The sequence below is a fragment of the Micromonospora sp. AMSO1212t genome, assembly GCF_008868145.1.
GTDB classification, from domain to species: Bacteria; Actinomycetota; Actinomycetes; order Mycobacteriales; family Micromonosporaceae; genus Micromonospora; species Micromonospora tulbaghiae.
In genome coordinates, this window is the sequence record NZ_WBKS01000100.1 from 1 (window position 1) to 22,494 (window position 22,494).

At 75.1% G+C, this 22,494-nt stretch carries 24 protein-coding genes; 13 read left to right on the forward strand and 11 right to left on the reverse strand.

The window, feature by feature from the left end; all coding sequences use genetic code 11:
- The coding region (locus F8279_RS21865) for a GNAT family N-acetyltransferase (protein ID WP_225853362.1) at nt 1-570 on the forward strand (570 nt) is incomplete at its 5' end.
- Between the two features lie 10 nt (nt 571-580).
- Here F8279_RS21865 and F8279_RS21870 read toward each other — a convergent pair.
- The gene (locus F8279_RS21870) at nt 581-2,026 is read right to left on the reverse strand and encodes a M20/M25/M40 family metallo-hydrolase (RefSeq protein ID WP_151500909.1); all 1,446 of its coding nucleotides are present in this window, start codon (nt 2,024-2,026) and stop codon (nt 581-583) included.
- A 100-nt stretch (nt 2,027-2,126) separates the two neighbouring features.
- Between F8279_RS21870 and F8279_RS21875 the strand changes: the two genes are divergently transcribed.
- Complete coding sequence (locus F8279_RS21875) at nt 2,127-3,425, forward strand: NAD(P)/FAD-dependent oxidoreductase (protein WP_091427153.1); 1,299 nt, start codon at nt 2,127-2,129, stop codon at nt 3,423-3,425.
- 27 nt (nt 3,426-3,452) lie between these two features.
- On the opposite strand, the gene F8279_RS21880 is transcribed toward F8279_RS21875, so the two are convergent.
- From F8279_RS21880 to F8279_RS21890, 3 genes are all read right to left on the reverse strand, one after another.
- Complete coding sequence (locus F8279_RS21880; RefSeq protein WP_225853363.1) at nt 3,453-4,616, reverse strand: AI-2E family transporter; 1,164 nt, start codon at nt 4,614-4,616, stop codon at nt 3,453-3,455.
- Between the two features lie 41 nt (nt 4,617-4,657).
- Nucleotides 4,658-5,446 (reverse strand): spermidine synthase, encoded by a 789-nt coding sequence (locus F8279_RS21885; protein ID WP_175438889.1) that lies wholly within the window; start codon nt 5,444-5,446, stop codon nt 4,658-4,660.
- A gap of 71 nt (nt 5,447-5,517) precedes the next feature.
- On the reverse strand, nt 5,518-6,489 hold the full coding sequence (locus F8279_RS21890) for a DUF2267 domain-containing protein (protein WP_091427151.1): 972 nt from the start codon (nt 6,487-6,489) through the stop codon (nt 5,518-5,520).
- Between the two features lie 183 nt (nt 6,490-6,672).
- Between F8279_RS21890 and F8279_RS21895 the strand changes: the two genes are divergently transcribed.
- Nucleotides 6,673-6,987 carry a hypothetical protein gene (locus tag F8279_RS21895; RefSeq protein WP_091427150.1) on the forward strand — a complete coding sequence of 105 codons (315 nt, stop codon included), beginning with the start codon at nt 6,673-6,675 and terminating at the stop codon, nt 6,985-6,987.
- 95 nt (nt 6,988-7,082) lie between these two features.
- Here F8279_RS21895 and F8279_RS21900 read toward each other — a convergent pair whose 3' ends face one another.
- Nucleotides 7,083-7,430 (reverse strand): STAS domain-containing protein, encoded by a 348-nt coding sequence (locus F8279_RS21900; protein WP_225853364.1) that lies wholly within the window; start codon nt 7,428-7,430, stop codon nt 7,083-7,085.
- 43 nt (nt 7,431-7,473) lie between these two features.
- Nucleotides 7,474-7,809 carry an STAS domain-containing protein gene (locus F8279_RS21905; RefSeq protein WP_091427148.1) on the reverse strand — a complete coding sequence of 112 codons (336 nt, stop codon included), beginning with the start codon at nt 7,807-7,809 and terminating at the stop codon, nt 7,474-7,476.
- A gap of 253 nt (nt 7,810-8,062) precedes the next feature.
- Between F8279_RS21905 and F8279_RS21910 the strand changes: the two genes are divergently transcribed.
- From F8279_RS21910 to F8279_RS21930, 5 genes are all read left to right on the forward strand, one after another.
- Complete coding sequence (locus F8279_RS21910) at nt 8,063-9,823, forward strand: PP2C family protein-serine/threonine phosphatase (RefSeq protein WP_091427147.1); 1,761 nt, start codon at nt 8,063-8,065, stop codon at nt 9,821-9,823.
- On the forward strand, nt 9,820-10,866 hold the full coding sequence (locus F8279_RS21915; RefSeq protein ID WP_091427146.1) for a B12-binding domain-containing protein: 1,047 nt from the start codon (nt 9,820-9,822) through the stop codon (nt 10,864-10,866). Before F8279_RS21910 ends, F8279_RS21915 begins: the two co-directional genes overlap by 4 nt.
- Nucleotides 10,867-10,942: 76 nt before the next feature.
- Entirely contained in the window at nt 10,943-11,290 is a 348-nt protein-coding gene (locus tag F8279_RS21920; protein ID WP_091427145.1) for an STAS domain-containing protein, read from the forward strand.
- 71 nt (nt 11,291-11,361) lie between these two features.
- Nucleotides 11,362-11,808: a response regulator gene (locus F8279_RS21925; RefSeq protein ID WP_013285990.1), complete on the forward strand. Its 447-nt coding sequence runs from the start codon at nt 11,362-11,364 to the stop codon at nt 11,806-11,808.
- A gap of 118 nt (nt 11,809-11,926) precedes the next feature.
- The gene (locus F8279_RS21930; protein ID WP_091427144.1) at nt 11,927-12,412 is read left to right on the forward strand and encodes an ATPase; all 486 of its coding nucleotides are present in this window, start codon (nt 11,927-11,929) and stop codon (nt 12,410-12,412) included.
- An 11-nt stretch (nt 12,413-12,423) separates the two neighbouring features.
- On the opposite strand, the gene F8279_RS21935 is transcribed toward F8279_RS21930, so the two are convergent.
- A complete protein-coding gene (locus F8279_RS21935; RefSeq protein ID WP_091427143.1) occupies nt 12,424-13,122 on the reverse strand; it encodes a hypothetical protein in 699 nt (232 codons plus the stop codon).
- A 501-nt stretch (nt 13,123-13,623) separates the two neighbouring features.
- On the opposite strand from F8279_RS21935, the gene F8279_RS21940 reads away from it, so the two are divergent.
- Entirely contained in the window at nt 13,624-14,562 is a 939-nt protein-coding gene (locus F8279_RS21940; protein ID WP_225853365.1) for an endonuclease/exonuclease/phosphatase family protein, read from the forward strand.
- A gap of 4 nt (nt 14,563-14,566) precedes the next feature.
- Here F8279_RS21940 and F8279_RS21945 read toward each other — a convergent pair whose 3' ends face one another.
- A complete protein-coding gene (locus F8279_RS21945; protein WP_013285994.1) occupies nt 14,567-14,995 on the reverse strand; it encodes an OsmC family protein in 429 nt (142 codons plus the stop codon).
- An 80-nt stretch (nt 14,996-15,075) separates the two neighbouring features.
- A complete protein-coding gene (locus F8279_RS21950; protein ID WP_091427142.1) occupies nt 15,076-16,026 on the reverse strand; it encodes a serine/threonine-protein kinase in 951 nt (316 codons plus the stop codon).
- 128 nt (nt 16,027-16,154) lie between these two features.
- On the opposite strand from F8279_RS21950, the gene F8279_RS21955 reads away from it, so the two are divergent.
- On the forward strand, nt 16,155-16,379 hold the full coding sequence (locus F8279_RS21955; protein WP_091427141.1) for a hypothetical protein: 225 nt from the start codon (nt 16,155-16,157) through the stop codon (nt 16,377-16,379).
- Nucleotides 16,380-16,406: 27 nt separating this feature from the next.
- Here F8279_RS21955 and F8279_RS21960 read toward each other — a convergent pair whose 3' ends face one another.
- Together F8279_RS21960 and F8279_RS21965 are read right to left on the reverse strand one after the other, a co-directional pair.
- On the reverse strand, nt 16,407-17,204 hold the full coding sequence (locus F8279_RS21960) for an alpha/beta fold hydrolase (protein WP_091427140.1): 798 nt from the start codon (nt 17,202-17,204) through the stop codon (nt 16,407-16,409).
- Nucleotides 17,201-18,094 carry an SDR family oxidoreductase gene (locus tag F8279_RS21965; protein ID WP_091427139.1) on the reverse strand — a complete coding sequence of 298 codons (894 nt, stop codon included), beginning with the start codon at nt 18,092-18,094 and terminating at the stop codon, nt 17,201-17,203. The genes F8279_RS21960 and F8279_RS21965 overlap by 4 nt, the downstream gene beginning before the upstream one ends.
- A gap of 142 nt (nt 18,095-18,236) precedes the next feature.
- On the opposite strand from F8279_RS21965, the gene F8279_RS21970 reads away from it, so the two are divergent.
- The 3 genes from F8279_RS21970 to F8279_RS21980 all read left to right on the forward strand — a co-directional run.
- Nucleotides 18,237-18,977, forward strand: a complete 741-nt coding sequence (locus tag F8279_RS21970; RefSeq protein WP_091427356.1) for a response regulator transcription factor — start codon at nt 18,237-18,239, stop codon at nt 18,975-18,977.
- Nucleotides 18,955-20,487 (forward strand): ATP-binding protein, encoded by a 1,533-nt coding sequence (locus tag F8279_RS21975; protein WP_091427138.1) that lies wholly within the window; start codon nt 18,955-18,957, stop codon nt 20,485-20,487. The genes F8279_RS21970 and F8279_RS21975 overlap by 23 nt, the downstream gene beginning before the upstream one ends.
- Nucleotides 20,488-20,532: 45 nt before the next feature.
- The coding region (locus F8279_RS21980; protein ID WP_225853366.1) for a glycosyltransferase family 39 protein at nt 20,533-22,494 on the forward strand (1,962 nt) is incomplete at its 3' end.

The window sequence follows — 22,494 nt, forward strand, 5'->3', positions numbered from 1 at the left end:
GGGGCGGTGTCCGAGAGTGGAGCCGTGCGATATCTGCGCAGTGACGGACGTGTCGCCATCCGCCGTCCCCGTCCGGCCGACGAGGCGGAGTTCGTCGCCGCCGCCCGGCGCAGCCGCGACCTGCACCACCCGTGGCTGTCCGCGCCCGATGACGCGCAGCGGTACTCGGCGCACCTGCGCAAGATCCGGGCGCGGGACAGCTCCGGGTTCCTGTTCTGCGACCGGGAGACCGGCGAGATCGCCGGATACGCGAACATCAGCGGCATCGTGCTCGGCGCGCTGCGCGGCGGCTACCTCGGATACGCCGCGTTCCGCCCGTACGCGGGCACCGGGCACGCCTCGGCCGGGGTGCGGCTGGTGATCGACTACGCGTTCGGGCCGCTCGGTCTGCACCGGCTGGAGGCCAACATCCAACCCGGCAACGAGCCGTCGAAGCGGCTGGTGCGCCGGCTCGGCTTCCGGCTGGAGGGGTTCTCGCCGGACTACCTGTTCGTCGACGGCGCGTGGCGCGACCACGAACGCTGGGCGATCACCGCCCCGGACGGGGTGGACCCGACGCCGGGGCGGTGACCGACCGGCCTCAGCTACCGGGCTTCGGGAAGGCGACCGGGCTGCGGTGCCCGTCACGGTCCACCGCTCGCACGCCGAAGAACACGTTGTCCTTGGACAGGTCGATCGTCACCTCGGTGACGTCGCCGACCGGCAGCACCTTCTGCCACTGGTCGGCGGTGGTCTCCCGCCACACCACCTCGTACCCGGCCAGGTCCGGCTCGGGGCCGCGCTGCCACCGCAGGGTGGTGTCGTTGGTCAGGTTCGTGGTCACCACCGTGACGCCCTTGGGTGTGCCCGGCGCCTGGGCCAGCGACCACAGCGTCGCGGCGTTCACCCGCGCCACGCGGGTGATGTAGCCGAAGTCGCAGAACTCCGGCAGGTCGCCGTACTGCACCCCGTCGACGACGCGTACGTCCTGGTGCTGGTGGGCGAAGTCCTCGTTGGGCTCGGTGAACCGGCCGGCCGGCCACCCCTCGCGCAGGAACGAGATGTGGTCGCTGCCACGCAGGTAGCGGTCCAGCCGGTAGATCACGCGCACGTCCATGCCGGTGGCGGAGTTCTCCGCCACGTCGGTGACGAACCGGGCGAGCTGCCGCGACGGCGAGTCGTTCTCGCCGCCGACGGACTGCCGCACGCTCGCCTCGGCCGGGGTCTCGGCGGTCGGCACGCCCTCGGCGAACAACCGCACGGTACGCGGGTCGCGGGTGCCGTCGTCGGCGGTGCTGGACCCGACGATGTCGTTGCTGAACATGGCCTGCACGTCCGCGCCGGCCGCCTTCAGCTGCGACGCCAGGTACGCCGAGCCGTACAGTCCCTGCTCCTCGGCGGCCACGGCGGCGAGCACGATGGTGGCCTCGGTGCGGCGGGTCGACAGCACCCGGGCCAGTTCCATCACCACCGCCACGCCGGAGGCGTCGTCGTCGGCACCGGGCGCGTCGCTGACCGCGTCCATCACGTCGGTCGCCCGGGAGTCGTAGTGGCCGGTGATGACGTACACCCGCTCGGGCGTGACGTCGCCGCGCAGGGTCGCCACCACGTTGGTGATGGTGGTCGGGACGGGGATGCGGGAGGCGGGCTGCTGCACGTACGACTGGAGTTCGACGCTCATCCGGCCGCCGGACGCGGCCGCGTACCCGGAGAGCTGGGCGTGGATCCAGTCGCGGGCGGCGCCGATGCCGCGTACCGGATCGGTCTGGCTGGACAGGGTGTGGCGGGTGCCGAACGCGGCGAGGCGGCGCACGACGGCCTCGATCCGGCGGCTGTCAATCTCGCGCAGCAGCGCGGTCAGCTCGCGGTCGGGCCGCTGCGGCCGGGCCGGACGGCCCGGGCCCGGGGGCGCGCCGGTCGCGGCGGCGGCCGGGGCGGCGGCGAGCGGGGTGGCGACGGCGGCGGCGGTGGCCGCGGCGGAGGCGGTGAGGAAGGTACGCCGGCTGGACCTCGTGGGTCGACCCTCGGCGGTCTCGTGGTTTCCCATCCCGGCATCCTCGCGCCGATCACGAGGAATGTCCATATAGCCGTCGATGGATGGATCATGGGTACGTTTGTCGCAGGTCTGCCCGGGAACGGCAGCAGGCATGACGAAACCACGGGTGGTGATCGTGGGGGCCGGGTTCGCCGGGTACCACGCGGCCAAGACGTTGCGCCGGCTGGCCCGCGACCGGGCCGAGATCGTCCTGCTGAACACGACCGACTACTTCCTCTACCTGCCGCTGCTGCCCGAGGTGGCGGCCGGCGTGGTGGAGCCGACCCGGATCGCGGTGCCGCTCGCCGGCACGCTCGACGGTGTCCGCGTGGTGGTCGGCGAGGCCGACCGGGTCGACCTGCAGAACCGGTGGGTCGGCTACCGCTCCGTCGAGGGCGAGCACGGGCAGCTCGCGTACGACCGGCTGGTGCTCAGCGTCGGCAGCGTCAACAAGCTGCTGCCGATCCCCGGCGTGACCGAGTACGCACACGGCTTCCGTGGCCTGCCCGAGGCGCTGTTCCTGCACGACCACGTGGTCCGGCAGGTGGAGCTGGCCGAGCTGACCGAGGATCAGGCCGAGCAGCGGGCCCGCTCCACGTTCGTCGTGGTCGGCGCCGGCTACACCGGCACCGAGGTGGCCGCGCACGGGCAGCTGTTCACCGACCGGCTGATGGCCCAGCGCCCGCACCTGTTGGTCCGGCCGCGCTGGATGCTGCTGGACGTGGCGCCCCGGGTGCTGCCCGAACTGGACCGGCGGATGTCGGTCACCGCCGACCGGGTGCTGCGCAAACGCGGCGTGGACGTGCGGATGGGCACCTCGGTCGCCGAGGCCACCCCGGACGGGGTGATGCTCACCGACGGCGAGTACGTCCCGACGTGCAGCCTGATCTGGTGCGTCGGCGTACGCCCCGACCCGTTCGTGGCCGAACTGGGGCTGCGCACCGAGAAGGGCCGGCTCGTGGTCGACGAGTTCCTCAACGTGCCCGGCTACCCGGAGGTGTTCGCCTGCGGCGACGCCGCCGCCGTGCCCGACCCGACCCGCCCCGGGCAGGTGTGCGCGATGACCGCGCAGCACGCCCAGCGGCAGGGCAAGCTGGCCGCGCACAACATCGCCGCCTCGTACGGGCAGGGCGTGCGTAAGTCGTACAAGCACCACGACCTGGGCTGGGTGGTGGACCTGGGAGGCAAGGACGCGGCGGCGAACCCGCTGAAGGTGCCGCTGGCCGGGCTGCCGGCCAAAGCCGTCACGCGGGGCTACCACCTCCTCGCGATGCCCGGTAACCGTCCCCGGGTCGCGGCGGACTGGGCGCTGGACGCGACGCTGCCCCGGCCCGCCGTGCAGCTCGGCCTGGTTCCGGCCAATGCGGTGCCGCTGGAGAGCGAGTCACCGGAGCTGGCCCGCCGCCGCTGAGCGGCGCACGCACCCGCCGGCCGGCCCTCACCCGCCGGCCGGCGGCCGTTCCGGCGCTCCCGGGCCGGCCTCCGGCCGTTCCGGCGCGATCGCACCGGCAGCCGGACCGGTGTCAGGCGGACCCGCCGGTTCCGCCGGTCCGCCGTCGGCGGGCTGCGGCAGGGCCTGGCGCCCGGCCGGCACGTACTCGCGCAGCAGCACCTGCGCGATGCCGGCCGCCGGGATCGCCAGCAGCGCGCCCACCAGCCCGGCCAGCTCGACCGACAGCAGCACACTGACCAGCACCGTCAACGGGTTCAGGCGGACCGCGCGGGCCATGATGACCGGTTGCAGCAGATGGTTCTCCACCTGCTGGTAGACCACGAAGAAGACCAGCACCACGATGCCGGCGGTGGGGGAGTGCAGGAACGCCGCGCCGGCCGCGGCGATCGCCCCGAGCGTGGCCCCGACGAGCGGGATCAGGTCGAACACGGCGACCGTCAGCGCGATCACCGCGGCGAAGGGCACACCGAGCAGGAACAGCACGACGAACGTCAGACCGCCGCAGATCACGCTGATCAGCAGGTTGCCGGTCAGGTAGCCGGTGACGATCCGGGACGAGTCACGCCCGATGCGCCGCAGCCGCGCCGCCGGGCCGTCGCCGGTCAGCCGCAGCGCGGCGGCGACGATCTTCGGCGCCTCCAGGACCATCAGGTACGCCAGCACCACCACTGTGACCAGGGCGGCGACCGCCTGGGCGACGCTGCGGACCACCCCGACTGTCGGGTCGCCGAGCCGGGCGCCGAACCGGCGGAGCTGGCCGGGTTCGGCGTACCGGAGCAGGTGGAAGCGCTCCAGCAGCCGTCCGAGCGGTCCCTGCCCGGCCTGGGCCTCGCGCACCAGCTCCGGCGCCCGGTCGGCGAAGCGGCCCACCTCGTCCACCAGCGGCACCACGATCAGCGCCCCGACGGCGGCGAACAGCGCGAACGCGGCCAGGAACACCAGCAGCGTGGCGAGCGCGCGGCGGCGTACCCGACGTTCGAGACGGTCCACGAGTGGTTTCAGGGCGACCGCGAAGAACACCGCCACCAGCGCCCACACCAGCACCCGCCGGGTGGCCCAGACCAGCGCCAGGCCGACCACTGTGGCGAGGACCAGACCGATCACGATCAGCGTCCGGCGCGCGGTGGACCGGTCCGAGGCGGCGCTCATCCGGCGCGGCTACCCGCGACGCCGGTGCGGAAACCCGGCGCTCAGCCCAGGTCGGCGTCGGTGACCGGGAGCGCGCCGGCGGCGAACGCGTCGAGCGTCGCGGCGTGCAGCACGGTTCCGGGCACCGGGTCGGCGGCGACGCGGGTGGCGAGCCGAACCACCGGCAGCCGCCCGGCGACGGGCGAGGCGGCCAGCACCACGTTGCCGTACCGGCGCCCGCGCAGCATCCGCCGGTCGGCGACCAGGCACACGTCGGCGAAGACCGCGCGCAGCGTGGCCACCTGCGCCCGGGTGTGCGCCAGCGGCGGCAGGTCGGTGAGGTTGATCAGATAGAGGCCGTCCGGGCGCAGCACCCGGGCCACCTGCGCCGCGAACTCGAGCGCCGCCACGTGCGGCGGCATCCGGGCCGCCCGGTACACGTCGGCCACCACCACGTCGTACGCCCCGGACGGCTCCCCGGCGAGCGCCTCCCGGGCGTCGCCGAGCGCCACCACCACCTCCGGCGGCAGCGGTGGCAGCTTCCGCCCGACCAGCTCGACCACGGCCGGATCGCGCTCGACCACCCGCTGCGCCGAACCGGGCCGGGTGCGCGCGAGCCAGCGCGGCAGCGTGAGCGCGCCGCCGCCGAGGTGCAGCGCGGTCAGCGCCGCGCCCCGCGGGGCGGCCACGTCGATCGCGGCGGCGATCCGCCGCACGTACTCGAAGTGCAGGTACCGGGCGTCGGCCACGTCCACGTACGACTGCTCGACCCCGTCGGCCAGCAGCGTGCGCCCGGACGGGCGGGCCGGGTCCACCACGATCTCCAGGGTCTCGGCGTCGTCGTGATCCACGGCGGAACACGGTACCGCGCGGCCACGGGCGGCCCCGGCCCGCGGGGGACCGGAGCCGTCCCGCCGCCGGCTCAGCCGGCCGCCATCCCGGCGCCGGCCTCGTCGACCGCCGCGTCCACCCGGTGCGCGAGGTCGACGTCCGCCGCCGTCACGCCGTCGACCTGCTGGGTCCGGACCGTCAGCACGGCGTTGTCCGGGTCCGGCCGCCCGATCTGCGGCGACCGTCCGACGTCGGACTTGAGCCGGTCCAACCGGTCGAGCACCCGGTCCAGGTTGCCGCCGGGCAGCTCGATCGTCCGCACGAGCGACCGCCGGTCGCTGGACCAGTAGGGCAGCGTCGCGAGCGCGTCGCGCAGCTCCGCCTCGGTCAGCGGCGCGGTGGCCGAGGACGCGCCCACCAGGCCGCCGCCGAAGTCGGTCGGCCCGAGCAGGTCACGCAACTCGTCCGGTACGCGCAGCGACTCGACCAGATCCGCGTCGGCCGCGGCGAGCGCGGCGAGCGTCGCCTCGGCCTGGTAGCGCGCCTGCTCCGGGGTGAGGCGGCTGTACCGGCCCACCTCGGCCAGGAAGCCGGGCAGGTCGCGGCGGCGTTCCAGCCCGTACACCGGCACCACGTCGTGCAGGGTCAGCGGCACCGCCTCCAGCAGCCGCTCCCGTTCCGCCTCGTCCAGCGCCCGGGCCAGGGCCAGCACGGTGCCCTCCGCCGCGACCTTGGCCGTGGTGAAGTCCACCCCGGCGCGCCGGCTCACGTCGTCGACGAGATCCCGGTAGCCCATCGAGACCCCGGGTGACGGCGTCGGGTCCGGCAGCGGGCGCTGCTGCTCCGCGACTGCGACCGGCGGCGGCGCGGGGCCACCCCGGGTGGTGTCCGGCTTGTGCCGTCCGGCCGGCGGCGGGCCGGACCGGTCGTGCTGGTCCAGCGAGGTGACCTGCTTGGACGCGCTCAGGCTGGCGCCGATCTGGCTCGGCCGCAGCCCTCGCTCGCGGGCCTCGCGGGCCAGGGTCCGGCGGCGCTGGTTGTCGCCCTCCATCTGCTTGCGCATCGTCGCACCTCGTTCCTGGGTCGGTTGCGCTTGCGTCGACCGCGTTCCCGGCGCTGCCGGGAAGGTAACGGCGGACGGCCCGGCGGACGCTTCATTCGCTGCGGGTGAGGAGCGCTCACCCCGGCGGGCGGCAGGCTCGGACGGACCGGACAACTTCCGACGCACGCGGAAGGGCAGGTCGACATGAAACGGATCGTGGAGATCGTCCCCGCCCGTCCCGGCTGGTACGCCCGATGGCGGATCGGCCCGGACGCCACCCGCTCCTACCCGGTGACCCTGTGGGCCCTGCTGGAGCACCACGACGGCAGCGGACGCGAGGTGATCGGCGTCGACTGTGTCGGGCAGTGGCCCGGGGCGGACGACGACGACATGAGCGGGGACTTCGTCCGTTATCTGTTCCAGACGCCCGATTCCGGCGCGCCGGAGGACGTCGAGCCTCCGCTCGCGGGGCAGTCGCGCGACGAGGCGCCGCACCGGCAGGCCGCGCCCGCCGCCTGAGCCATCCTCCCGGCCCCCGGCCCCTGGTCCCAGGGTCGGGGGCCACCCCTGTCCGCCGGCCGCTCAGCCCGCGTAGCGGGCGCCGCGGTGGACGGTCAGACCACCTCGCGGGCCTCGCCGGTCAGGTCGCGCGGCGGGGCGGCCAGCAGCTCGGCCAGGCCGGTGCGGTCCAGCAGGTGCCGCACCTGCGGGTTCAGGTTCAGCAGGCGGATCGCCCCGGTGCCGGCCCGGTGGATCACCACGAGGGCGCTCAGGCCGGAGGAGTCGCAGAGGTGCACCCCGGCGAAGTCGAGTTCCAGCTCCTGGTGACCGTCGCGGCGCAGGTCGGCCACGGCGGCGACGAGCTCCGGCGCGGTGTCGAAGTCCAGCTCCCCGGCCAGCCGCATCCGGGCGGAACCGGCGTCGAGCCGGTCCACCTCGATGGTCAACATCTGGGAGGGCACGCACCCATGTTCCCAGCCGGGGGCGGCCGGGAAACCCCCGGGGTCACGCGGACGCGACCGAGCCCGGCGCGGGCCGGTCGTCGACAGGCGCGCGCTCGAGCAGGCCGGTGACGCCGGTCAGGTCGAGGATCGTCTCGAGGAAACGCGGGACCGCGCGCAGCTCGATGACGGTGCCGGCCTGCTGGCCCTCCCGCCAGGCGTGCACGATCACGGACAGGCCGGTGCTGTCCATGAACTCCAGGCCGCCGAAGTCGAACACCAGCGTCCTCGGGCGTCCGGCGAGCAGCCTGTCGATCTCGGCGCGTAGCGGGGAGGCCGTGGCGTACGCCAGGTCGCCGCCGACCACGACCACCGGGACGGCCGGGTCGGAGCCATCCACGGAGATGCTCAGCGGGCTCGCCTCGGGCCTTCTCCGTTGAGGAACCACGTCACGCCTTTCCGCGGGCTGCCGGCCGGGCCGGGATTGACAGGATCGTAACAACGGCGGCACGGCTTCGCTGGACGCGCGAGCCGGCCGGCAGCGCTGTGGGGTGGCGGTACGGGCATACCGGCGTAGGGTGGGCGAGGAGACGTGACCACAGGCGCCGTGTCCGGCGCCCCGGGGCGCCGACGAGGAGAGTGGGGCTCAGCTGGTGACTGCTGCCGACGTCAGGGGTGCCGACCCGGGCGACGGACGGTTCTCCACGCCGAGTGCCGCACGGGCTCGGGCGTGGTCCGCCGCCGCGCCGGTGCCGTCCGCCCTGCCGTGGCTGGCAGCCGACCGCGACCTCACCGTCCCGAACTGGTCCGAGGTTGTCGAGTACTTCCGCGAGGGCCTGGTCGTCTGCGACGCCGACGGTGTCGTCCAGCACGTGAGCCCGGTCGCGGAGCGGCTGATCCCCGAGGTGACGCCCGGCGAGCTGCTGGCCGCCGCCGGCCCGGCACCGCTGCGCGGCGACGGCCCGGCCGAGTTCACCCACCACGGGCGGCGGCTGCGCGTACGCCCGGTCGCGTTGTCCCACCGCCGGCGCTGCTGGTACGTCGACGACGTCACCGAGAGCGTGAGCCGGGCCGACGCACTGCTCGCCGAGCGGGCCCGCTCGGCGTTCCTCGCCGTGGTCGGCGAGAAGCTCGGCAACCCGCTGCACCCGGACCGGGCCGCCGCCGCCGTGGTCCGCCTGGCCGTGCCCACGGCGGCCGACGTGGCGGTCCTGGTGCTCGCTCCCCGCTCCGGCCGCGCCCGTTGGTGGCGCGCGGTACGCGCGGACGACCGGGCACCGGTGGTGGACAGCGGGGTGCTGCCCGCCCCGGCGCTCCCGGCGGCCATCGAGGCGGGCCTGTCCGGCACCGAGCCGCACGAGCTGGACTGGCTGGTCGAGCAGGCCGCCGAGGCGGGCTGGCTGCCCGGCCTCGACGCCTCCGGTGCCACCGCCCGGGTGGTGCCGCTGCCCGGCCGGGAGGCGCCGGCCGGGGCGCTGCTGGTGGTCCGGCGGGCCGACCGCTGGTACGACGAGGCCGACGTGGACCTGGTCCGCGCGTTCGCGGCCCGGGCCGGTGCGGCGCTGACCACCGCCATGCTCTACCGCGACCAGGCCGAGGTCGCCGACACGTTGCAGGCCAGCCTGCTGCCGGTCGAGCCGGCTCCCGCGTCCGGCGTGCAGTGGGGCACCGCGTACCGGCCGGCGCAGGCGGGTCTGCGCATCGGCGGTGACTTCTACGGGTCGCACCGGCTCGCCGACGGAGGCTCGGTCTTCTTCCTCGGCGACGTGTCGGGCAAGGGCGTGGAGGCGGCCGTGTTCACCGGCCAGCTGCGCCAGTGCCTCCAGGCGCTGCACCGGGTCGAGAGCCAGCCGGGGCGGCTGCTGAAGCTGCTCAACGACGCGCTGCTGGAGACCACGCAGGCGCACGGGCAGGGCCGGTTCGCCACCATGGTGCTCGGCGTGGCCCGGCCGGACCGCGACGGCGGCCTGACGCTGACCCTGGCCGGCGGTGGGCACCTGCCGCCGCTGGTGCTGCGGGAGTCCGGCGAGATCGAGGTGGTGCCGCTGCGCGGCATGCTGATCGGCGTGGTGCCCGATCCCCGCATCGGTGAGGTGACGGTGCAGCTGGCGCCGGGGGAGACCTGCCTGTTCTACAGCGACGGGGTGACCGAGGCCCGGGGCGGCCGGCACGGCGAAGAGCAGTTCGGCGCCGAGCGGCTGCTCAACGCGGTGACCGGCTGCCACCGGATGCCCGCACCGGCGCTCGCCGAGCGGGTCGAGCAGGTGACCTGCGACTGGCTCGCACACGGCGACCACGACGACATCGCGGTGCTCGCGTTGCGGGCCACCGGCCCGGCCGGGCGGGCGCCGCGGCACCTGCACGCGGTTCCGGACCTGGCCGGGACCGAACAAACGAGGGAGTCGTCCGCGTGACCGTGCCGACCGTCGAGGCCGACCCGGGCCACGCCTTCGCCCGCTATCTGGAGTGCCTGGCCGACGCCGACGAGTCCGCCGCCGTGGCGGTGGCCCGCGGGCTGCTGGAGGCGGGCGTGCCGGCCGAGCGGGTGCTCCTGGACCTGGTCGCCCCGGCCCAGGCCGAGGTGGGCGACCGCTGGGCCCGCAACGAGTGGAGCGTCGCCCAGGAGCACGCCGCCACCCACATCAGCGAGCGGGTGGTCGCCGCGGTGGCCGCGTACGCCGATCCCCGGCCCACCCGTGGGCGGATCGTGATGGCCTGCATGGACGGTGAGTGGCACGCGCTGCCGGCCCGGCTGGTGGCCGAGGTGCTGCGGCTGCGCGGCTGGCAGGTCGTCTTTCTCGGCGCCAGCGTCCCGGCCGCGCACCTGGTGTCCTACCTGCACCGCTACGACGCGGAGGCGGTGGCGCTGGCCTGCGCCCTGCCGATGCGGCTGCCGCACGCCCATCGGATGGTGGAGGCGTGCCGCCGCTCCGACGTGCCGGTGGTGGTCGGTGGCCGGGGCTTCGGCGACGACGGCCGCTGGGCGCGCGTGCTCGGTGTGCCGTGGGCGCCGGACGCGCCGTCCGCAGCGGACCTGGTGGCCGACGAGCGGGCATTGCGTGAGGCGCCGCCCGCGCGGCTGGAGCACCTGGCCGACGACGAGTACGCCAGTCTGGTCAAGCGGCGCGGCGAACTGATCGACAGCGCGCTTGCCGACCTGCGGGAGCGGGTGCCGTCGACGGCCGACTACACCCCCGCGCAGCTCGACTCCACGATCAGCGACCTCGGCTACATCGTGGACTTCCTGGCCGCCGCGCTCTACGTGGACGACGCCACGCTGTTCACCGCGTTCGTCGAGTGGCTGGTGGAGATCCTGGTCAGCCGCGGGGTGCCGGCGGGCGCGGTGGGGCTGACGCTGGAGCACTATGGACAGCAGCTGCGCGACTTCCCCCGCGCGGCCGCCTTCCTCGACCGGGGCCGCGCACTGGTGGGCGGGTTGTCGGCGGCGGGCCGCTGACGGGCGCCGGGGCGGCCGTCCCATATACTTGCACCACTGCAAGGGTTTTTCTGTGGTGGGAGCGAGGGGGGCCACTGTGACGTTCACCGTCACGTACGCCCAGCGGGACGGGGGCGGCGTCTGCCTCCGGCTGGCCGGCGAGCTCGACCTCGCCACGGCCGGAGAGTTGAACTCGGCGATCGACCGGCTGGTCGCCGAGGGGCACCGCGAGCTGCTGCTCGATCTCACCGAACTGACGTTCTGCGACTCCACCGGCATCGCGGCCTTCGTCCGTGGCGACAATCTCGTCGCCGCCGACGGCGGCTGCCTGCGGCTCACCGGGGCGACCGGCCGGGTGGACCGGGTGCTCCAGGTGACCGGGCTGGCCGAGGTGCTCCACCACGGCCGACACGCCGCCGACCCGACCGCGCCCGCCGCCTCCTGATCCGGTACATTTCCCCGCCAGCAGCCGGCCGCGCGGCCGGACGCCCTCCTCACCGAGAAGCAGGTAAACCGATGGGTCAGACCAGTCCCAGCCCCGTTCGCATCCTGGTGGTGGACGACGACCCGGGCGACGTCCTGATGATCGAGGAGGCGCTCGCCGACTCCGACGTCGACAAGGTCATCGACGTGGTCGCCGACGGTCAGGAGGCGATGGAGTTCCTCCGCCGCGAGGGCCGCCACACCGAGGCGCAGCGCCCGGACGTGATCCTGCTCGACCTGAACATGCCCCGGATGGACGGGCGGCAGGTGCTCGGCGAGGTCAAGGGTGACGAGAGCCTGCGGACCATCCCGATCGTCGTGCTCACCACCTCCAACGCCGACACCGACGTGGTCAGCAGCTACACGTTGCAGGCCAACGCGTACGTGACCAAGCCGATCGACCTGGACGACTTCAACGACGTGGTGCGCCGGATCGACGAGTTCTTCGGACGGGTGGTCGTGCTCCCGAAGCACCCGTAGGGGCGGGAAGTCCGGGCCACCGCATCCTGAACATTTTGTGGGAACGGCCGCGCCCGGGAGCGCTGGGACCGCAGGATCGGCAGGTGGGGACGCACACCGGCTGCCTGGGGGGCGACGCATGAGGTTCTCGGTGGTGGAGACCGGCTACGACAGACGTCAGGTCGACGCCTGCCTGGACGAGCTGAGCCTGCGTCTGGGGCGGCTGGCGGCGCGAGCGGAGGGCGCCGCCGGGGCCGGCCGGGAGTGGGACCAGATCCGGTCGGACGCTCTGCACCTGTGCGACTTCCTGCATCGCCGTACCGCCCCGGTCGAGGGGAGCGCGTTCCGGCCGTCGGCCGCCGAACGGGAGGCCGCGGAACTGCTGGCGCAGGCCCGCGCCGAGCTGGAGGCCGCACGCGAGGAGGCCCGCCGGTTGCGGGAGGAGGCGTACGCCGAGGCCGTGCGGGCGCGCCGCGAGTTCGAGGCGGCCCTGCTGGCGCGTCGCCGCCGGGAGTCCCGGGTCGACGAGATCCTGGCCGGGGCGCGGGGCGAGCGGGTGGCGGTGGACACCCCCACCGCCGCGGCGAGCGTACGACCCGGTGGCGCCGGGCGCAGCGCCGCCTGATTCGCGCCGGGTCAGACCAGCGCCGCCACCACAGTCGTGGCGCGCTTCTCGTGCCGGGCGTACGCGTCGGGGTAGGCGGACACCTGCACCGCCTGGGCGGCTGCGGTGACGCTCATGTCCTCCCAGCCCTGTACCTCGCGCAGCGCGGCGTAGAAGGCCCGGGCCGCGTACGCCGGCCGCATGAGCTGGGCGACGGTGCCCCAGCCGCTGCTGGGGCGCTGCTGGAAGAGCCCGACCGAGTCGTGGTCCGAGCCGCTGCCCTGGTGCGGGTGGTCGAAGGACTCCGGCAGCACGTCACTGGCCAGGTTGTAGAGGTTGCTCTCCTGCATGGCGGTGGCCACCGCGACGACCAGGGCCCGGCGGGGCATCTTCATCTCCCGCCCGACGTCGACGATGGCCTTGGCGTTGTCCATCTGCCGCTGGTCCAGGCCGGCGACCGGCCGCGGGCGCTGTGGACGCACGGGCTTGCGCGGCGGCTTCTTCGTCGCCGGGGTGGCGCTGGGCGTGGGAGCCGGCGGCGGCAGGGCCGCGGCGGCCGGTGGCGGCGCGACCCGGGTGAAGTCGCGGGAGGCGCGCAGGTCGGCGGCGGCCCGGTCGGCGACCGCCTCGCGAACCTCCAGGTGTGCCGGGCCCGTCTCGCCGACGGCTGCCACGCCGATCAGGCCGAGGCAGCAGGTGACGCCCGTGGCCACCGCGATCCGGCCGGGCACGGACCGGGCGGGTCCGCGCCGTGGCGGTTCCGGGGCGCGATGACGTCCCACCCTCCGTTCGGCTGATGCCGGGTCAATCGTTCGGCGAACCGGGCGGTTGGCGGGCAACGGCTGATGATCGGGGTGGTCGGGATGCACCCGCCGAGGCTAGAAAGCTTCCGGCGCTTTGCCATCGGGGTGATTGGTGGCATGCGCCACAATCTGCCGGATTCGCGGGTGCCATTCAGGGCGACGGATCATGAAAACCGCCAACCTCGCGTACCCGAAGGAACTTCTATGTCGGTTTCGGCGGTGCGAAACGGGCGTCGGGCGAAGCTAAGGGCGGCGTCCGCCCGGCTCCTCCGTTCGGCGGAGGATGCCCTGGTCGGACGGCCTGCCTCTGGCAGCGCTCCGCCGACCGCCGGGATCGACTGCTCGCTATCCGACGTCTCCCGGCCCGCCGGCTGTGGATCATGGTGAGGCCGCCGCGCGGCGGCCCGGGCGCTCGATACGATTCCGACGGTGACGGAGCGGATGGTCGACGAGCGCCCGCCCGGCCCCCGCAGCCGGCGCGGCACGCTCCTCGTGGTGTGCGCCGTGCTGCTCGCGCTGCTGCTGGCCGGGCACCGGGCGGTGCCGAACGTCCACGGCCTGGGCAGCCTGCTGGACAGCGTCACCCCGCTGCTCGGGATCGCCGTACCGCTGCTCGCGCTCGCGGCGCTGCTGCGCCGCTCCCGGCCGGCGCTGCTGGCGGTGCTGCTGCCGGCCCTGGTCTGGGGCACGCTCTACGGCCGCGCGTGGCTGCCCCCGGCCGCGGGCGCGGACGGCGCCGCGGTCCGCGTGGTCAGCCAGAACCTGCGTGTGGGCAACCCCGACCCGGCCGCCACGGTCGGCGCGCTCACCGGCGACGCCCCGGACCTGATCGGGCTCCAGGAGGTCGCCGACGGCGACCGGGTGGCGCCCGTGCTGGCCGAGCGCTACCCGCACCGGGCGGTGGTGTCGACGGTCGCGCTGTGGAGCCGATGGCCGATCCGGGAGGCGCACGGCGTCGACACCGGCCTGGGCTGGGACCGCGCGCTGCGGGCCGTGGTCGCCGCACCCAGGGGCGACCTGACCGTGTACGTGGTCCACCTCGGCTCCGCACGGGCCGGGCACACCGCCACCCGGGACCAGACCGTCGCCGCGCTCGCCGACGCCGTGCGCGCCGACCCGGCCGACCGGCTGGTCGTGCTCGGCGACCTGAACACCGCCACCACCGACCGGGTCTTCGACCCGCTGACCCGGCTGCTCGGCGACGCCCAGGCCGAGGCCGGGCAGGGATTCGGGTTCACCTGGCCGGCGGAGCTACCCGTCACCCGGCCGGACCACGTCCTCTACCGGGGACTCACGCCGACCGCCGCCGGGGTGCTGCGCACCCCGGACAGCGACCACCGCGCGGTGACCGCCGGCTTCCGCTGGTGACCTCTCAGTGCCGGCCGTTCTCGGCCGGGGTCACCGTGAGCCGGTGCCGGCTCGGGTCGCCGCTGGAGAACGGCCAGAGCCGGTCGGCGTACGCGACCAGGTCGGCCAGCTGGTCCCGGGTCAGTCCCGCCGAGGAGATCTCGGCGTGCACGTCGGCCCGGTAACGGCCGTCGTCGTCGCGGCCCAGCTTCGCCTCGGCGGTCACCTGCACGGTGTGCGCCTCGTCGGTGATCTCCCCGGCCGCCTCTACCGCCGCGTGGTGCAGGCAGGAGGCGAACGCCGCGGCCAGGAGCTGCTCCGGCGTCAGGCCGGTGCAGTGCGGCGCCAGCGGGGACGCCAGGGCGGAGGAGAGCCCGCCGTCGTCGGTGCGTACGTGACCGCCCGCTGCGGTCGCCGTGGCCGTCTCGGCCAGCCAGGAACTCGGATCCGGCATCGCGTTCCTCCCGTCACTCACCGGACCGCGTTCCCGGACCCCGAGCGGCGAAACCGCGCCCGGGCAGGCAGTAGGAGCGCTCAGCCGACCCGGCCGCTCGGCGCGGCGTCGACGGCCATCGCCTCGGTGGCCTCGGCGGCGGCCCGGCTGGTCCACGGCGACACCTGCGGCGCGCGCTGCCGGGGCAGCACCGCGGTCATCGGCACGTAGATCCGGGCGTCCACGGCCTCGGCCAGCAGCAACGCGGCCATCGGGCTGGTCGGCCGGGCGCACGGGTCGGTGTCGAGGCAGCGCCGGCACAGCTCGGCCACCTCGCCCGGCAGGCCGGGAACCTCGGGCAGCGGGCGGGGCGGGCGGCGACGGCGGCGCGACCCGAGCAGCTGGGTGGTGCTGCCCGCCTCGTACGGCAGCACGCCCGTGAGGCAGTAGTACAGCAGCACGCCGAGGGCGTACATGTCGGCGGCCGGGGTGGCGGGCTGCCGGTCGAACTGTTCCGGCGCCAGGTACGCCGGGGTGCCCACCACCACGTCGTCCGGTGTGTGGTCGGTCGCGCCGGCGGGGGTGGCGATGCCGAAGTCGAGCACCTTCACCCCGCACGGGGTGAGGATCACGTTCGCGGGCTTCACGTCCCGGTGCACGATGCCGTGCGCGTGCGCGGCGGCGAGCGCGGCGCACACCTCGGCGCAGACCCGTACCGCGATCCGCCAGTCCAGCGGCCCGTTGCGCAGGTGCGCGGCGAGCGTCTCGCCCTCGGCCAGTTCCATCACGATGTACGGCACCGGCCGCCCGTCCGGCAGCGTCGCGGTGCCGAAGTCGTGGACGCTCGCGACGTTCGGGTGCACCAGCCGGGCCGCCGAACGCGCCTCGGCCCGGATGCGTTCCACCGAGCCGGCGTCGCCGTCCAGCGTGGGCGAGATGAGCTTCACCGCGACGGTCCGGTCCAGCACGCGGTCGTGCGCGCGCCACACCTCCGACATGCCACCCAGGCCGGCCCGCTGTTCGAGCTCGTACCGCCCGCCCAGCGTCCTCATCGCCCACTCCTCGCCTCGTCCGGTGCCCCCCGGTCCCGCTACCCGGCCCCGGAGCTGTGCAAACCGCCGAGGGTGCGCGCCGCGGCGGGGTAGCTTCGCGGCGAGGGCGTCGACGGACGGAGGCAGCGGTGGCCGTGGTGCGCGTACGGTTCGTCGGCGGGCCGGCCGACGAGCTGACCCGGGACCTTCCCGCCGGGCCGGACGGCGCGCCGCCGCCCCGGTGGGTCCTGCGTCATCCGGAGGAACCGGCCGATGGGGTGGCCGACCACCTCTACGAGCGCGACGACCACGCCTCGCCGGGTGGCTGGACGATGCGGTACGTGCACACGTTCCCGTTCGGCGCGACCGAGTGAGGGCGCGCAACGGTGGGACGCGAGGCGTCAGGCCGGCCGGACACCTGTGGTGCCGAGGATGACCGAGGCGACCAGCTCGGGGTCGTCGTGCATCGGCACGTGCCCGCAGCCGGGCAGGTCCAGGTGCCGCGCGGCGGGCAGCCGGGTACGCGCCAGCGCCGCCTGCCGGTACGGCAGGATCCGGTCCCGCGTACCCCACGCGACCGTCACCGGCACGGTCGGGGCGCCCGCGTAGGCGTACCCCCTTCCGGCGCGCGCGACGGCGCGGAACGCCCGCGCCTGGCGCAGCGCGCGGGCGTCGGCGACCGCGTCGTCGAGCGCCATCCGGTTGGGCCGGGCCAGGATCATGCCCATCGCCAGCATCCGCAGCGCGGGCGCGGCGAACAGGCGGCGCAGCACCGGTTCGGGCAGCCGGGCCGCGTTGCGGTGCAGGGAGAGCACGGTCAGCGCCCAGCGCAGTTCGCGCGCGGTGCAGAACCCGGCCGGCGACAGCGCGGTGGCCGAGGAGACGGCGCCGAGCGCGGCCAGTTCCAGCGCGATCGCGCCGCCGAGGCTGTTGCCCGCGACGTGCGGGCGTTCCAGCCCGAACGCGCCGAACAGCTCGACCATGGCCGCGGCCAGCCCGGGCATGTCGGCGGGCAGCCCGGCGGCGGGCACCGGGGAGCGGCCGAAGCCCGGCATGTCGACGGCGATCACGTCGTGCGCCTCGGCGAGGCGGTCCAGCACCGGCCGCCAGGCGGCCCAGTGGTGACCGATGCCGTGCAGCAGCACCAGCGCGGGCCCGGCGCCGCGCCGCTCGTAGACGACCTCCACCGCCGTGGTCACGGCCGCCCCTGCGGCGTGCTGGCGCCGAAGCCCCGGCCCAGCGCCCGGGACTGCTCCTCGATCAGCGGCACGGTGGCCCGGGCGGTCCGGCCCACCAGCCGGTCGGCCAGCGGGCTGACCAGCACCGATCGCATCGCCTGCACGCCGGCCACGGCGCGCGGCACGTACACCCGGCGGCTGCGGCGCTCGATCGCCCGGACGAACGCCTCGGCGCACTCGGCCACCGTGGTGGTGCGCCGCAGCGGCCAGGGCAGCTTCGCCAGCGCCGCCTCGAAGGCCGGCAGGTCGGCGCGCGCCTCGCGGACCAGGTCGGTGTCCACCCACGACGGATGGGCGGTGCCCACCGCCACGCCCCGGTGCGCCAGTTCGAGGCGGACCGCGTTGCCGAACTGCTCGACGCCGGCCTTGGAGGCGCAGTAGGCGGCCATGCCGGGCAGCGCGGCGAACGCCGCGGCCGAGGAGACGATCAGCAGGTAGCCGCCCCGGTCGACGAGCGCGGGAACGGTCGCCGCCGCGGTGCGCATCACCCCGATCAGGTTGACCTCGACGGTACGCACCAGCGCCTCGACGTCGCCGACGGCGATCGTGCCGCGGTTGGCCACACCGGCGTTCGCGACCACCGCGTCGATCCCGCCCAGCGCCGCCAGTGTGCCGCCCACCGCCGCCGCGAGGGCGTCCTGGTCGGTGACGTCGGCGGCGAACCAGGCGTGCCCCGGGCCCAGTTCGGCGGCGAGCGCGGCGAGCCGGTCGGGTTCCAGCCCCACGAGGGACAACCGGGCGCCGCGGGCCGCGGCGAGGCGGGCGGTGTGCTCGCCGATGCCCCGGGCCGCGCCGGTCACCAGCACCACCTTGCCGGCCAACCGGCCGGAAACACGACCATCGATGGACATGCCGGGAAGTTACCACCGGGTAGCCCCGTTGCGGAAGACCCGTCCGGACCTGCCCGGATCGCCACCGTACGGCGCGCACAGCTGGTACACAGGATCGGGACAGCCCGGCGACAGCGGGTCGGCCCACGATGGGGGCATGGTCATGAACGCGCAGGCCGCGCAGGGTCGCATCGAGCTGCGCCGACCGGACGGCGAACCGGTGCGGGTGCTCGTCGTCGACGACGAGCCGACGCTCACCGACCTGCTCTCGATGGCCCTGCGGTACGAGGGCTGGCAGGTCGCCACCGCCTTGAGCGGCATGGCGGCGGTCACCACCGCCCGCCAGTTCCGCCCGGACGCCGTGGTGCTCGACGTGATGCTGCCCGACCTGGACGGCTTCCAGGTGCTGCGCCGCCTGCGCGAGCAGTTCCCGAGCGTGCCGGTGCTGTTCCTCACCGCCCGCGACGCGGTGGAGGAACGCGTCGCCGGGCTCACCGTCGGCGGCGACGACTACGTCACCAAGCCGTTCAGCCTGGAGGAGGTGATCGCCCGGCTGCGCGCGCTGCTGCGTCGCTCCGGCTTCGCGGTCGCCGCCCGCCAGGAGGCGGTGCTCACCGTCGGCGACCTCACCCTCGACGAGGACAGCCACGAGGTACGCCGCGGCGACGACCTGATCACGCTCACCGCCACCGAGTTCGAGCTGCTGCGCTACCTCATGCGCAACCCGCGCCGCGTGCTCAGCAAGGCGCAGATCCTCGACCGGGTGTGGAACTACGACTTCGGTGGCCAGGCCAACGTGGTCGAGCTGTACATCTCGTACCTGCGCAAGAAGATCGACGCGGGCCGAGCGCCCATGATCCACACCCTGCGCGGGGCGGGCTATGTCCTCAAGCCCGCCGAGTGACAGGCGCGGCCGGCTGCGGCGCCGCCTGGCCGGCTGGTCGCTGCGCCGCCGGCTGGTGCTCTCCGTGGTGGCGCTGCTCGCGCTGGTGAGCGTCGGCATCGGCGGCCTGACCACTGTGGCGCTGCGACACTTCCTGGTCGACCAGATCGACAACCAGCTCACCTTCGGCGACCGGCGGCCCGCCGACTTCGAACGCTGGGCCCGCCGCGGCACCGACCCGCCGCGCCCGGACCAGCGGCCCACCCCGCCGGACCCCGACGAGGTGGCGCCGGACCCCCCGGGCGGCTTCCCGCCCGGCTCGATCGCGGTCCGGGTGCCCGCCGCCGCCGAACCCGCCGGCCGGGTCCGCTCCGAGAGCGGCGGCAGCGAGGAGGTGCCCGCCGCCGACCTGACCGCGCTGGCCCGCGTACCCGTCGGTGACCGCCCGCACACAGTCGTCGTCGGCGACCGCGGGGACTACCGCGCGATCGCGCTGCCGTCGCCGCGCGGCGACGGCGACGTGCTGGTCCTCGCGATCCCGCTGGCCCAGGTCGACGACACCGTCATGTGGATGCTCGTCGCGCAGGCCGGGGTGATCGGCGCCGGGCTGGTCATCGCCGGCGCCCTCGGCATGCTCATCGTCCGTGTCACGCTGCGGCCGCTCAACCGCGTCGCCGCCACCGCCGCCCGGGTCACCGAACTGCCGCTGGACCGCGGCGAGGTCGCCCTGTCCGTGCGGGTACCGGCCGCCGACACCGACCCCCGCACCGAGGTCGGGCAGGTCGGCGGCGCGCTCAACCGGATGCTCGGCCACGTCGCCGCCGCGCTCGCCGCCCGGCAGGCCAGCGAGACCCGGGTACGCCAGTTCGTCGCCGACGCCAGCCACGAGCTGCGCACCCCGCTGGCCGCCATTCGCGGGTACGCCGAGGTGGCCCGCCGGGGCCGCCAGGAGGTGCCGCCCGACGTGGCGCACGCGCTGCGCCGCGTCGAGTCGGAGAGCACCCGGATGACGAGTCTCGTCGACGACCTGCTGCTGCTGGCCCGGCTGGACTCCGGACGCCCGCTCGCCGCCGAGCCGGTCGACCTGACCGCCATGGCGGTGAACGCGGTCAGCGACGCGCACGTCGCCGGGCCCGGCCACCGCTGGCAACTCGACCTGCCCGACGAGCCGCTCACCGTCACCGGCGACGCCCACCGGCTGCACCAGGTGCTGGCGAACCTGCTGGCGAACGCGCGCGTGCACACCCCGGCCGGCACCACCGTCACCGTCCGGCTCGCGCCCGCGCCCGGCGGCGTCGAGCTGCGCGTCACCGACGACGGGCCGGGCATCCCGGAGCAGTTGCAGCCGGAGGTCTTCGAGCGGTTCGCGCGCGGCGACAGTTCCCGCTCCCGCGCGCAGGGCAGCACCGGCCTGGGCCTGGCCATCGTCGCCGCCGTGGTGGAGGCGCACCACGGCCGGGTCGACGTGGTCAGCCGGCCCGGCCACACCGCGTTCACGGTCTGGCTGCCGGGATCCACAGCCGACGCATAGGCCGCTCATGGGAGCGGGCCAGCGGACCCGCCGAGGCTTGCCGGCATGGACAGAACCGAGAGCCTGCCGACCGCGCCCGCGGCCGCACCACCCGGTGCCGAGCCGGCCCCCGTGGCCGCACCCCCGGAGACCCGCAGCGGCCCCGATCCGCGCTGGGCCCGGCCCGCTCTGGTCGGCCTGCTGGTCGTGACCGCGCTGCTCTACCTGTGGGGACTGGGCGCCTCCGGGTGGGCCAACGCGTTCTACTCGGCCGCCGTGCAGGCCGGCTCGCAGAACTGGACGGCGTTCCTCTACGGCTCGTCCGACGCGGCCAACTCGATCACCGTGGACAAGACTCCGGCGTCGCTCTGGCTGATGGCGCTCTCGGTGCGGATCTTCGGTCTGAGCGGCTGGTCGATCCTGGTGCCGCAGGCGCTGCTCGGCGTCGCCTCGGTCGGCGTGCTGTACGCGACCGTCCGCCGCTGGTACGGCCCCGCCGCCGGACTGCTCGCCGGCGCGGTGCTCGCGCTCACCCCGGTGGCGACGCTGATGTTCCGGTTCAACAACCCGGACGCGCTGCTGGTGTTCCTGCTGGTCGCCGCCGCGTACGCGACGGTGCGGGCGGTCGAGACGGGGAGCACCCGGTGGATCGCGCTGACCGGCGTGCTCGTCGGCTTCGGCTTCCTCACCAAGATGCTCCAGGCGTTCCTGGTGATCCCGGTCTTCGCCGGGGTCTACCTGCTGGCCGCGCCGACCGGCCTCGGACGGCGGATCCGCCGGCTCCTGCTCGCCGGGCTGGCCGTGGTCGTCTCCGCCGGCTGGTGGGTGGCGATCGTCGAGCTCATGCCGGTGAGCGCCCGCCCCTACATCGGCGGCTCGCAGAACAACAGCATCCTGGAGCTGACGCTCGGCTACAACGGCCTGGGCCGCATCACCGGCGACGAGGTGGGCAGCGTCGGCGGTGGCGGACGGCCCGGCGGCGGACCGTTCTCCGGTCAGGCGGGGCTGCTGCGGATGTTCGACACCGAGGTCGGCGGGCAGATCTCCTGGCTGCTGCCGGCCGCGCTGATCCTGCTGGTCGCGGGGCTGTGGCTGGCCGGCCGGGCGCCGCGTACCGACCGCACCCGGGCCGGCCTGCTGCTGTGGGGCGGCTGGCTGCTGGTCACCGGCCTGATCTTCAGCTTCATGTCCGGGATCTTCCACGCCTACTACACGGTCGCCCTGGCCCCGGCGGTCGGCGCGCTGGTCGGCATCGGGACCACCCTGCTGTGGCGGGCCCGCTCCGCGCCGGTCCGGTGGCGCCGGTTCGCCGCCACGCTGGTCCTGGCCGGCACGCTGGCGGTCACCGCCTGGTGGTCCTGGCATCTCCTCGGCCGCACCCCCGACTGGCACCCCTGGCTGCGCCCCACGGTGCTGGCCCTCGGCCTGACCACAGCCGCCCTCCTGGCCGTCTCGGCGTTCCTCACCCACCGGACCGTCCCGCCCTCCCCGTCTGCCCCGGTGATCAAGGAGTTTGTGTCCGGAAGCGGCGTTCAGGGTGACGCAAACTCCTTGGTCAACTCCGAGGCGGGGGCGACGGCGGGGCGCAGGGCCGGGTTTGCCGGGCGGGTTGTGCGGTGGGTCGTGCCGGTGGTGTCCGTCGCCGGGATCGCGGTGGCGCTGGCCGGGCCGGCCGCGTACGCGATGCAGACGGCTGTCACCCCGCACTCCGGCTCGATCCCGAGCGCCGGGCCGGCCGGAGCGGGCGGCTTCGGCGGCCCCGGTGGACCGGGCGGGCGGATGCCGGGCGGTCGCGCGAACGGACAGTTCCCCGGTGGTCCGGGCGGCGGGCAGTTCCCGGGCTTCCCGGGTGGCCCGAACGGCACCGGCCAGAACGGCGGGGCGAACGCCGGTGGGTTCCCCGGATTCCCTGTTGGTGGTTCGGCTCCGGGCGCGCCCGGCGGCACCGGCCAGGACGGCGGCACCGTGCCGGGCGGCGCGCCGGGTCAGGACGGCTTCCCCCGGCCAGGACGGCGGCACCTGGCAGGA

Coding starts and splice junctions, on each gene's coding strand:
- F8279_RS21870 (WP_151500909.1), bottom strand. CDS start 2,026: ATGGGAAACCACGAGACCGCCGAGGGTCGACCCACGAGGTCCAGCCGG.
- F8279_RS21875 (WP_091427153.1), top strand. CDS start 2,127: ATGACGAAACCACGGGTGGTGATCGTGGGGGCCGGGTTCGCCGGGTAC.
- F8279_RS21880 (WP_225853363.1), bottom strand. CDS start 4,616: ATGAGCGCCGCCTCGGACCGGTCCACCGCGCGCCGGACGCTGATCGTG.
- F8279_RS21890 (WP_091427151.1), bottom strand. CDS start 6,489: ATGCGCAAGCAGATGGAGGGCGACAACCAGCGCCGCCGGACCCTGGCC.
- F8279_RS21895 (WP_091427150.1), top strand. CDS start 6,673: ATGAAACGGATCGTGGAGATCGTCCCCGCCCGTCCCGGCTGGTACGCC.
- F8279_RS21925 (WP_013285990.1), top strand. CDS start 11,362: ATGGGTCAGACCAGTCCCAGCCCCGTTCGCATCCTGGTGGTGGACGAC.
- F8279_RS21930 (WP_091427144.1), top strand. CDS start 11,927: ATGAGGTTCTCGGTGGTGGAGACCGGCTACGACAGACGTCAGGTCGAC.
- F8279_RS21945 (WP_013285994.1), bottom strand. CDS start 14,995: ATGCCGGATCCGAGTTCCTGGCTGGCCGAGACGGCCACGGCGACCGCA.
- F8279_RS21950 (WP_091427142.1), bottom strand. CDS start 16,026: ATGAGGACGCTGGGCGGGCGGTACGAGCTCGAACAGCGGGCCGGCCTG.
- F8279_RS21965 (WP_091427139.1), bottom strand. CDS start 18,094: ATGTCCATCGATGGTCGTGTTTCCGGCCGGTTGGCCGGCAAGGTGGTG.
- F8279_RS21970 (WP_091427356.1), top strand. CDS start 18,237: ATGAACGCGCAGGCCGCGCAGGGTCGCATCGAGCTGCGCCGACCGGAC.
- F8279_RS21975 (WP_091427138.1), top strand. CDS start 18,955: ATGTCCTCAAGCCCGCCGAGTGACAGGCGCGGCCGGCTGCGGCGCCGC.